The sequence below is a fragment of the Nafulsella turpanensis ZLM-10 genome, assembly GCF_000346615.1.
Classification (GTDB): domain Bacteria; phylum Bacteroidota; class Bacteroidia; order Cytophagales; family Cyclobacteriaceae; genus Nafulsella; species Nafulsella turpanensis.
In genome coordinates, this window is record NZ_ANNU01000015.1 from 95,426 (window position 1) to 106,706 (window position 11,281).

7 protein-coding genes are annotated in these 11,281 nt (G+C 44.9%); 5 read left to right on the forward strand and 2 right to left on the reverse strand.

Translation table 11 applies throughout. The features are described from left to right. Nucleotides 1-24 precede the first annotated feature (24 nt). From F752_RS0107280 to F752_RS0107300, 4 genes are all read left to right on the forward strand, one after another. Nucleotides 25-4,842, forward strand: coding sequence for a hypothetical protein (locus F752_RS0107280; protein WP_017731071.1), 4,818 nt, complete (start codon nt 25-27; stop codon nt 4,840-4,842). Nucleotides 4,843-4,990: 148 nt separating this feature from the next. Continuing rightward, nucleotides 4,991-6,229, forward strand: a complete 1,239-nt coding sequence (locus F752_RS0107290) for an IS4 family transposase (protein ID WP_017731073.1) — start codon at nt 4,991-4,993, stop codon at nt 6,227-6,229. 234 nt (nt 6,230-6,463) lie between these two features. Next, nucleotides 6,464-7,852, forward strand: coding sequence for a dipeptidase (locus F752_RS0107295; protein ID WP_017731074.1), 1,389 nt, complete (start codon nt 6,464-6,466; stop codon nt 7,850-7,852). Nucleotides 7,853-8,032: 180 nt separating this feature from the next. After that, a complete protein-coding gene (locus F752_RS0107300) occupies nt 8,033-8,263 on the forward strand; it encodes a hypothetical protein (RefSeq protein ID WP_017731075.1) in 231 nt (76 codons plus the stop codon). 97 nt (nt 8,264-8,360) lie between these two features. On the opposite strand, the gene F752_RS0107305 is transcribed toward F752_RS0107300, so the two are convergent. Both F752_RS0107305 and F752_RS0107310 read right to left on the reverse strand, forming a co-directional pair. Next, nucleotides 8,361-8,750: a VOC family protein gene (locus F752_RS0107305; protein ID WP_017731076.1), complete on the reverse strand. Its 390-nt coding sequence runs from the start codon at nt 8,748-8,750 to the stop codon at nt 8,361-8,363. A gap of 16 nt (nt 8,751-8,766) precedes the next feature. After that, entirely contained in the window at nt 8,767-8,994 is a 228-nt protein-coding gene (locus F752_RS0107310; RefSeq protein WP_017731077.1) for a hypothetical protein, read from the reverse strand. Nucleotides 8,995-9,534: 540 nt separating this feature from the next. On the opposite strand from F752_RS0107310, the gene F752_RS0107315 reads away from it, so the two are divergent. Continuing rightward, nucleotides 9,535-11,073, forward strand: a complete 1,539-nt coding sequence (locus F752_RS0107315) for a hypothetical protein (protein WP_017731078.1) — start codon at nt 9,535-9,537, stop codon at nt 11,071-11,073. The last annotated feature ends 208 nt before the right edge of the window (nt 11,074-11,281 follow it).

Sequence of the window (11,281 nt, forward strand, 5' to 3'; positions counted from 1 at the left end):
TGTTATTAGAATTAGATGTGTGATATGAAAGTGAAAGTTTTACAGCTATGTGTATTGTGCTGGTTTTCGGCTGTTTCAGCCCTGTATGCTCAAACGGAGCAGCAGCCTGCTGTGCCGGTCGATTATGGCAGCGAAATGGCTAAAGTGCTGAGTAGTACCAGTAATGCGGAGGCAAGGGCTAATGGTGAGGCTTTTAGTGCTGCCTGGAGTGGTGGTAGTTTTAGCGAAGGCCAGCAACAGAAAATTGTGGAGGTATACCGGCAAATGCTGGACAAGCGCTTTAAGCCTCTTCCGCAGCTGAGCCATTATTTTGGTATACTGGCCGGGGCCGCCGGGCAGGGCCTTCCTTCTGCAGAAATCGATAACCTCCTGAACACCCTTGCAAAAGTAGTGGAGAAGGAAGGAACCCGGCAGGTTAATACTTTTCTGGCGACGGTCAACGGATTTTTCAAAAATGATGCACTTTACCACTCTAATTATTCCAGCCTTTATGCCGATGGCGGTAACCTTAGCTTTGAATATATAGAGCCTGAAACTGCGCAGGAGGCTGCACCGGGTGGTTGGGGTGCCACCGAAGAAGCTGCTGAGGAAGTAGCGGAGGAGGACCATTTCAGTGACTGGGATACCCCTGCAGTTGAAGAAGAACAAGGCTGGAGCAGCGACTGGAGCAGCTGGGAAACCACTGAAGGAAAAGCTGAAGATAAAGCAACTCCTGCCGAAGAAGATGCACTTCCGGTATATATCGACCCCTTTCTGCCGACGATAGAGGGAGCAGTAATTCGCTTTGAAGGGGTTAAGCTTTCCATAGTGTCCAGCTCCGATTCCCTGACCATCCGCAATACATCCGGCAGCTTTATGCCTATTGCTGAGGTATTTGTTGGAGAAGGAGGTAAAATCAGCTGGCAGAATACTGGCCTTGATGCGGAAAAGGTTTTTGTGGAACTCGATAAGTATTCTTTCGAAACAAGTAAAGCAGCGCTTACTGCTGAAAATGTTCGTCTGACCTATGCCGGCAAGCTGGCCGCACCGGTAGAAGGTGTTTTCGAGTATGAGAACTCGCGCTACAAAACGCCTGCTGATGCGCAGTATCCCCGATTTAAATCATACGAAAGTAACATAAGTGTCAGTAATCTGGGTGGCGATGAGCTGGTGTATAAGGGAGGCTTTTCCCTCATGGGAAGTAAAATCTACAGCTCTTCTGTCTATTCCGGTATGGCTTCTATCGAAGTAAAGGAACAAGGCCAGAAAAAGTTTAAAATTAACTCCAGGCGCTTTAACCTGCAGGATACTCTTATTCAGTCCGACCTCTCGGCCATTGTTATCTATCATGGTGAGGATTCCATTTTTCATCCTGCGGTTACCTCCCGGTACAATACCGCTACCAATGTGCTCACTTTAATTAAAAATGAAGGAGCATTCAAGTATACCCCCTTCGTGAGCTCTTATTTCGACATGGACATTATGGCCGATATACTTCGCTGGGATGTAAATGCCGATAGCCTCGATATTTCTATTTTAAGTGGAAAGAGCCAGGTTCCTGCTTTTTTCGAATCGCAGGAGTACTTTAATATGGAGCGTTTTGAGCGGCTTAAAGGAATGTACAGCTTCCATCCGCTGCAAATGGCAGTAGGCTATGCCCGCAAAATCAACTCCGGCACTTACTATGTAGACGATATGGCCCGCGACCTGCGGCAGGACTCAAACACCCTGAGTGGTGCTATGCAGTACCTCATGCAAAATGGCTTTATCGATTACAATGTAGAAACCGGTTTAATCAGTATCAACCGTAAAGGTTTCCACTATGTACTTTCCAGCAATCAGCGAAAGGATTTCGATGATCTGCTCATCGCCTCACTGGAGCCCTCCCTGCCAAATGCTACCCTTAACTTTCAGGAACAGGAGCTAAAAGTGCGGGGCATCGATAAATTTTACATTAGCCGCTCAAAAGACGTATACATCCAGCCAGAGAATGATGCCATTACCCTGCTTAGCAATCGCGACTTTAGATTCGATGGGCAGGTACATGCAGGAAGCTTTATTTTCATGGGTCATAAAATGCGTTTCGACTATGATAGCTTCCTGATAGATATGCCAATGATCGACTCTATTAAGTTCGATGTCGATCAGTTTAAAGAAACCAAAAAGCTGCATCGCTCCCGGCTCGATAACCAGCTGGTGGAAAGTTCCGGCACCTTAAAGATTGACCTTCCGAAGAATAAATCCAGCCGTCGCAACTTCCCGGAGTTTCCGGTTTTTAATGCCTCCAGAGGATCGACGGTTTATTTTAACGGAGAGGAAATTGCAGAAGGAAAATATGGAAAAGATCTGAATTTTACCATTCCGCCGTTTGAAATAGACAGTTTAAGTAGTAGCGACCCTGCCGCGATTGCTTTTGAAGGAACCTTCTCCAGTGGAGGCATTGTGCCCGACTTCAAAACAACCCTAAGAGTGCTGGAAGACAACTCACTGGGTTTTACCCAGATACTCCCTGCTGAGGGTTATAAGCTGTATAATGGTTCTGCTGTTTTGTACGACACCCTGAAAATGGATAGCAAGGGCCTTTACTCCAGCGGCCATATTGAGTACCTGACAAGCACCCTTTACTCTAATTATTTCCGCTTTTTCGAAGATTCGGTGTTGACCTCCGGCTCTGAAATAGTAATGGAGCAGGGCGTGGTAAAGGGAGCCAGCTTTCCGGTAACCAGTGTAAAGGCCTATGACATGCGTTGGTATCCTAAACGGGACAGCATGTATGTGGAGAACAGAAAAGAGCCTTTCCAGTTATTTGGCGGGGTGGCCTCTCTCGATGGTTCTTTCCTGATTAGCAGCAAAGGCCTGAATGGTGCCGGAAAACTGAATACGCAGGGAGCCGATGTGGAATCGCCACTGTATACCTTTAACCAGCGCGATTTTATAGCCGAGAATGCCCGCTTTACCATTGAAGCTTCGAACAGTAGCAAACCTATACTTTTAGCGAATGATGTAAGAATTGCCTACAACCTCGACCGTGGCATGGCCGATATCGAGCCGGAGGTAGAAGGAGTGGCAGCCATAGAATTCCCGTATGCGCAGTACAAAACCTCTATTCCTAAAGCAAGCTGGAATTTTGCTGAAAAGACGGTAAGCATGAGTAAGCCGCAGGAGTTCGATTTGTCAAAATCTTATTTCTACTCTACTCGTTCAGAGCAGGACTCGCTGGTGTTTAATGCCGAAAATGCCATTTATAATATAGATGCCCAAACACTTAATGTATCAGGCATCCCTTATATAAAAGTGGCCGACGCAAAAATAACGCCTGAGAACAATGAGGTGTTAATCCTGGAGAATGCCCGCCTGCAAAGTTTCCAGAATGCTTCTATCGTTATCGATACACTTAATGAATACCACCACCTCGACAATGGTAAAATAGATATCCTGTCGCGAAATAAGTTTATTGGTAGCGCTACTTACCGCCTCGTAAATGCGGTTGGCGATACCTTTGCCATTGAATTTAACTCTTTTAAGCTGGTCGATACCAAGGAAGGCCGCAGAAAGAAGAGCTTGCAGACCGTTTCGAGCGGTACGATAAAGGCAGAGGACCTGATGGTGATTTCTCCCGGTATGCTATTTAGAGGAAATGCAACCATGTATGCCGATAAGCCGGCTCTTGAGCTGAATGGACTTGTAAAGCTGGACCTGAAGAGTATTCCTGACTATAATACATGGATCAAGTACAGCAGCACCGGGGACCAACGCGAAATTGCCTTTAATTTCGAAGAAAGTGTAACGGAGGATGGAAGTCCTTTGGTGGCAGGGGTCTATTTCGACAGTAAGACCAATGAGTTATACCCGGCCTTTGTTACCCAAAAACGCTCGGCTAACGATTATGCCTTATTTCAGCCTGCGGGTCTTCTTACCTACGATGCGGTTAATAATGAATACCGGATAGAAGAGCAAAATAAGAAGCTGGGTAAATCATACGCCGGCCGCATTTTCGCCTACAACGAAAATAACGGAGAAGTACGCTTTGAGGGACCGCTTAACTTTATGGAACAAAGAAAAGATGCTCCTAATGTAAAAGCAGCCGGTTTAGGAAAAGGAAGCTTCCAGAGCGGGGAGTTTGATATGAATGCCCTGATGGTATTTGACTTCGACCTGCCGGTAGATGCAGAAGTAGCCATGGGCGAAGATGTGCTAGGCATTGTACAGCGCATGGGCCTTCCGCAGGCCAACACCGACCGTGTAGGCCTTCTCTATAAAATTGCTGAAATAGTAGGCGAAGAAGCTGCACGTGAATACGAGGAGCGTTCCCTGGCGGAGTACCTGCCGTTGTATAATGCAGGCCCGGAGCTGCTAAAAACCCTCACGCTCTCAGGGGTAAACCTGAAGTGGTCGGCCGAGCAAAAAAGCTGGTACAGCAATGGTAAAATTGGCCTGTCGAATATAGGTGAAACCGATGCAAATGCTTTGCTGGATGGCTTTATAGAAATGCGCCGCTCCGCTGAGCTGGGCAATGTCATTAATATATTCCTGCAGGTGTCGCCAGGTATCTGGTACTATTTTAACTATGAAGGAAACCGCCTGTTTACCGTTTCTTCTTACGATGCATATAACGAGATAATCAAAAGGAAGTCGAAAGCGCATAAAGCAAAGCCGGGAGAATATGCCATTGCTACTTCCGATGTAGCGGAAACACTTCAATTCGTGAACCGCTTCCGCAAGGATTATTATGGCATAGAAACACCGTATCAGCTCAATACTCCTGTGGCCCCGGCGGCCAATGCCGGAACGGACCCTTTCAGTACAACAGGAAGCGAACAGCCTAAAGCCGATACTTCGGCCGATGACAAAGATGGCTTCTGATCCAGAAAATAAATGTTATAAAAAAGCCGGCTTCACTGTCAGGCGTGGTCGGAAGATTAAATCTTCCGACTTTTTTTATTTAGGGGCTATTTTTCTTGAAATAATTGGTCCATAAGCCTATTGTCTTAGTTGTCTTTACAGGCTAAAGATGAAGGAGGAGATGATGAGCCAGTTCAAAGACCATAAGATCAGCGTAAAACAGCTGTTGGCACTTATTCCTGATGCTTACTTGGAGCGGCTCTGCCAACAGAGCGGCGTAGACCGCTATGCTAAAGTTTTGCATGGGCGAAAGCTCTTCTACCTGCTGCTTTATGGCATGTTGGAAAACGAGCGGCTAAGTCAGCACAGCATGGAAGATACCTTTAACGACCTTCTCTTTAAGCAGCTTTTCCAGCTGGATGCAAGCGAAAAGGTGCGGCGAAGCTCTATCTCGGAGCGACTATCCAGAATAGATGCTGACTATTTTCGCCAAATCTACGAGTGCATCTACGAGCAGTATGCTGGTCTATATTCAGATAGTGACAAAGAAAAGCACAAGCTCATCCGTGTAGACAGCTCGCTGGTGAGTGATACAGCCGGTAAACTACAATCAGGCTTAGGAAGCAGCGGCAAGAAGGGAGTGAAATATACCATGGCTTTTGACGGGCTACTGCCCTGCAGTGCCCAGGCTTTTAACCAAAGTAGCTATAACAGTGAAGAGGTGGCCCTGCCCAAGATAGTCTGGCAGCATGTCAAGCAGCAGACTGGCCATGAGAATCTATATGTGTTTGATAGGGGCGTGCAATCTGCTCGAAGCCTGCAGAGCTTTGATGAGCAGAGCGTCAGTTTTGTCTGCCGGGCTAAGGAAAACCGTAAATACGAGCTTCTGGAAAACCTACTCAAGGAAGGTCAACCCATAGATTTAGGCGAATCGATCCTGTTGAGCGACGAGCTGGTCAGACTTTATTACGGCCAGCCCATTAAAAATAAGAAAGGAAACATCCATTCCAGGAAAACACTGCTTGAGCAGAACTTTCGCCTCATCATTGTAGAAAGTAAGCAACAGCCGGAGCAGCACTTCTGGCTGCTGGCTAATGAACTAGAGCTGTCTGCTCAAGAAATTGTGCAGGCCTACCGCAGAAGGTGGGATATTGAAGCGGCCGCCGCCTTTAGCTTCCTCAAGCAGGAACTCTACATGAGCCATCTGGTTTCTCTAAGCCAGAACGGCATACAGGTAATGCTTTATATGACATTAATTGTAGCCATGCTGCTGCTTATCTACAAGCATGCCAACGGTATTGGCTATAAAACTGCCAAGCGAAGATTTGCTATGGAAGTCAGAAACCTGGCCATTGCTATGGAGGTAGCTCATTGTCATGGACAGCTCGACAAACTCTTCAAAACATAAAAAAAATGGTCGGAATTTCTTCCGACCACGCCTGGCTTCACTGTCGGCTTTTTTGTTTAACTAAAAGTTAGGATGCCTATAGTTAAAGGGAAGCCATGCCTTTTAACAGGAAAGTAGTATATTAGCGGCTGTTTGGCTAAGACTACAGCCCGATAAGAAGATAAATTTTGTGTAATTCCGTGCTTCTGGCTCCCTCTCCGGGATAATGAGTGTGGTTTTTTAATATAAGAAAATATGGAACAATCCGGACAAAGCTCCCGCTTTCAGGAGTACATCAAAAACAATCAGGAGCGTTTTATCAATGAACTGATTGAGCTGCTGAAAATTCCCTCAGTAAGTGCCGACAGTAAGTTTAACAAAGACATGGGCCGTGCCGCCGAATTTCTGCGGCAGAAGCTCGCCGATGCCGGTGTGGATAAGGTGGAAATATGTGAAACCGAAGGCCACCCAATCGTGTATGCGGAAAAAATGGTAGATCCCTCCCTGCCTACGGTGCTGGTATATGGCCACTACGATGTGCAGCCAGCGGACCCTTACGAGCTGTGGGACTCCCCTCCTTTTGAGCCGGTTATAAAGGATGGCAAAATTTATGCCCGTGGTGCCTGCGACGATAAGGGCCAGGTATACATGCACGTAAAGGCGCTGGAAACCATGATGCAGAACGAGGGCGTTTTCTGCAACATCAAGTTTATGATTGAAGGCGAAGAAGAAGTGGGGTCTGATAACCTGGAAATATTCGTTAAAAACAATCGTGAAAAGCTGGCGGCCGATGTTATTCTTATATCCGATACCGGCATAATATCCGTAGATACCCCTTCCATTACCGTTGGCCTGAGGGGCATGAGCTATGTAGAAGTGGAAGTGACGGGGCCGAACCGCGATCTGCATTCCGGCCGGTATGGTGGTGCGGTAGCCAATCCTATCAACATCCTCTGTAAAATGATTGCCTCGCTGCACGATGAGAACAACCATATTACCATTCCTGGTTTCTATGATAAAGTACAAACCCTGAGCGAGGAAGAGCGCAAAACTCTTAACGAAGCCCCTTTCGACCTGCAGGAGTTTAAAGAAGATTTAGGCATCAAAGATGTGTGGGGCGAAAAAGGTTATACCACCGACGAAAGAACCGGCATTCGGCCAACGCTTGATGTAAATGGTATTTGGGGCGGTTATATTGGAGAAGGTGCCAAAACGGTACTGCCATCCAAGGCCTATGCTAAAATTTCTATGCGTCTGGTGCCAGACCAAAGCTCAAAGGAAGTAACCGAACTGTTCCGGAAGCATTTCACATCCATTGCTCCGGAAGGAGTAGAGGTAAAAGTTAAACCACACCATGGTGGAGAACCGGCTGTCATTCCTACCGATTCGGTGCATTACCAGGCGGCTAGTGCTGCTTTTGAAGATGCATGGGGTAAAACACCCATACCTACCCGCGACGGTGGCAGTATTCCCATCGTTTCGCTCTTTCAGAAGGAGCTTGGCCTCGATTCCGTGCTCTTAGGCTTTGGCCTGGATTCGGATAATATCCACTCTCCAAATGAGAAGTATGGCGTGTTTAATTACCTGAAAGGAATTGAGACCATTATTGCGTTTCATAGAAATTATGCCAAAATCGGGAAATAAATTTCGAAAATAGTATAATCAAAAATCCAGAAGAGCCGTTTCTCCTATAGAGACCGGCTTTTTTTTCTGGCTCTGAAGTGGTATTGTTTTTGTTGCGGTAATAGAAGGAGAATTAACATTTTTTTAAAGCCGTGGTAATGGTGCGGTAAATATTTTGTGCGACCTTTAAAAGAAACAGTTATGCGCAAGTTAAAACCAAGCAGACAGGGAGGAACGGAATATGTGCGGCTGGCAGATTTGCCCAACAGGCAGGTAGGTAACTTGCTTGGCTGGCTTCCTCCCAGCTGCCTCACTAAAGTTAATGAAGAAGAGCAAATACTGGAGAATTGTATAGAGTATGAGGATTATGAGTTCTGGTATGAGAACTTTTATCAGAAAGACTCTTTAGCAGCTTTTGAAGAGGAGCTGTAAGGACTGCCTGAGAGGCTTCATATCCATTTTACCCGGCCGGCTGGAATTTTTTAAACCCGCCTGTGCTATTTTTTTGCTCTATTTTAAGGGGTGGTTGCTATTCCCATATACCTTCGGGCACCACCTCCAGCACATGCCCGTCCGGGTCTTCGAAGTAAAAAGATTGAAGGCCCTCTTTCCATCCCTGTTCGTGGGTAATCTCTATTCCCTTTTTTTCTAGTTGCTGTTTCCAGCCTTGGTAATCGTCTTGCGAAGTTTCAAAGGCAAGGTGTTGTTTCCCGTAGGCGAAATGCGGGGGCAGATTTTCTTCTTTTTTAGTTACTTCCGGTAAAAAGCAAAGTAAAACCGAGCGGCCCACCCGAAAAAAAATATGCCTGTGATTGACTTTGCTAATCACAGGCAGGCCTAATATTCCATGATAGAACTGCTCTGTCTGGTTTACATCAGAGATGTACAGGCAGCTTTCTTTAATCTGACTAAAATTCATGGAAGGAGCAGCCCTTTCAGGCACTTTGTTGCTGGTTCATCCGGTTGGCTACCAGCTCAAAATATTTTTCAAATTCATTCTTTTGCAGCAGCTTGGTTTGTTTTCCATTCCCCCATTGTGGTGTTACTTCATACAAGCCATTGAAGGACCTGCCGATGTACTGCTGGTCAACTAAAAAGCCCTCCAGGCCCGCAGTGGGTTTCGGGGCTCTGTTACATTTGTACTGAATTCTGAATTTGTCCATAATAGATCGGTTAAAAAATGTAATGCATTAAACTGATATAATAAAAATAAGGTTGCAGGAAATTCTTAAAAAAGTTCTGCCGCCCCTTCTCCAGAATGAAAAATAATGCTTTTGTAATCCAGATAGCATAACAAACGGAAAAGCTAAACTTTTGTTGGGAATCTTCATCGGATTTTAAGGATTGATGGAAGAAATTGTTGCTGTTGAGTCAAATTCCATAAAAAAAGTGATGTTAAATATTGTAAAAGTAAATTTAAAGTAATTAATTTACCTGTGTAATAAATTGTGCAAAAAAGTAAGCTAAAAGATTCAATTATCAGGAATAGTTGGGGGTCAGTGTTAATATATGGATGATTTTAGCTGATTTTGTCCCATTTTTTGATGATAACTATCGGGTGCTTTTTTTTACTTATTGCTAAAACAGGCAGAATCCCTTGTAGTCGCAATTAAGTGAAGTAAAGCAGTAAATGCCCTTTTGAGAGCGTGAGAGCGAATTTTTTAGTGATAAATAATCAGGTTCTTTAAGTAAACCGTCATTCAATGGAAGATCTTCTAAAGCTTATCGACATTACGAAAAAACGCGGTCAGCGGAGTATTCAGTTGGTGAATCAGAATTTCAGGAAGAAAGAAATTTCGAAAGATAATCTCCTTTACGAGGGAATTATTAATGGAAAGTTTGATTCCGACAGCCAGGCAGCAAAGATTATGTTTAAATCAAAGCCCGGCAATCGAAACTACCGCAATGCCAAAGGTAAGCTTAAGCAGAAGCTGCTGAACCATCTTTATTTTCTTGATTACGATAAAAGCAGCTATACTCTTTTCGAAAAGTGCGAGTATGAATGCCTGCACAGCCTGCACCAGTGTAAAATATTAATCAGGGAGGGCGCGAACGATGTGGCTATAAAATTGCTGCCCCAGCTGCTAAAGAATGCTAAGCAGTACGAATGTGTCGATATAGTAGTGGAAGCCTTAACTATTTTACGGAACGAGTATGCCCGACTGGGTAAAGCTACTCCATTCGATGAAACACAGGAGGAACTCTCCTATTACCGCTCTTTTAAAGAAGCCATCGATGCTTCCGAAACTGATTTCCACCAGATTCTGGTATACATCAATAAATCGGTGAGCGCTCAAAACAGGGTGCTCAGTAAGATACCCGATACGGTGGCAGTATTAAAAGAGCGGGCAGAAAAGTTTAAAAGCCGCCAGATTGATCGCTTGGTATTTCAGTTGCAAAGCCTCTACAATGAACTGAGCTGGAATTTCGAAGAAAACATCAGGCTTTGCAGTAGTATAGAAGAAAAGTACCTGCGTAAAAACATCAGCGAAATAGAAATAAACCTCTCCAAAAAAGAGGTGGCTCTTACGAAGCTAAAGTCTTACTATTGCCTGAAAGATGCTGAGCAGGGAGGTATTTATGCTCAAAAGGTGATAAAGCTCTTTAAGCCCGGTACAGGCAGCTGGTTTCGCTTTATGGAAATCTATTTTCTGCTGCTGATGAAAGGTGAAGGCTATAAAAAAGCTGGCGATATTTTCAGGAAAGTGCGTACGAACAAAAACTACAGCCTCTTACCTGAGTCTGAAAAGGATAAATGGCAGATTTACCGTGCCTTCCTGGTATTCGTAAATGATTCGAAGCTTCTGCGCTGGGGCTTTAATCTTGAAGAATTTGTTGCAGAGTTGCCAGATTTTCCTAAAGAGCAGGCCCCCTATAATACAGCTACTCTTATTATCCAGTATATCTACCTCCTGAAAGAAGGAAACATTGAAGAGGTTCGCCGTCGGGAGGAAGCTTTGCAGCAGTACAATTCTACTCACCTGGATAAGAGGCATAATTACCGGAATAGCATTTTTATTCGTTTGCTCAGCATCGTTACGGAAAAGGATTTTAATTATGAGCTGATAGAGGAAAAGGGGAAAAACTATTTTAACAAGCTGGAGAATGCACATATCCCTTCCGATCCGGAAACAGATATGGAGATTATTCCTTATGAAAAGCTTTATTGCTATATCCTGGAATTTCTAAAAACCAATAAAATTTACGTACACTACCGCTTCTACAATCTGAATGCGGTCTGATAAAGTATTATCTTACCTGGTATAAGGGTTATAAAGGAAGGCGGCTGTTCAACTGAACAGCCGCTTTTGTTTTTGCTCATGGGCTTACTCCGAAAAATTAATCTCGGTATTATCTCCAATATTGAGGCGCTGGCTGAGGCCGAGCAGGCGGGTATCGTTGCCTACGATGGAGTGGTTCAGCATTACGTTCTTCAGTTCGCTGTAAGAG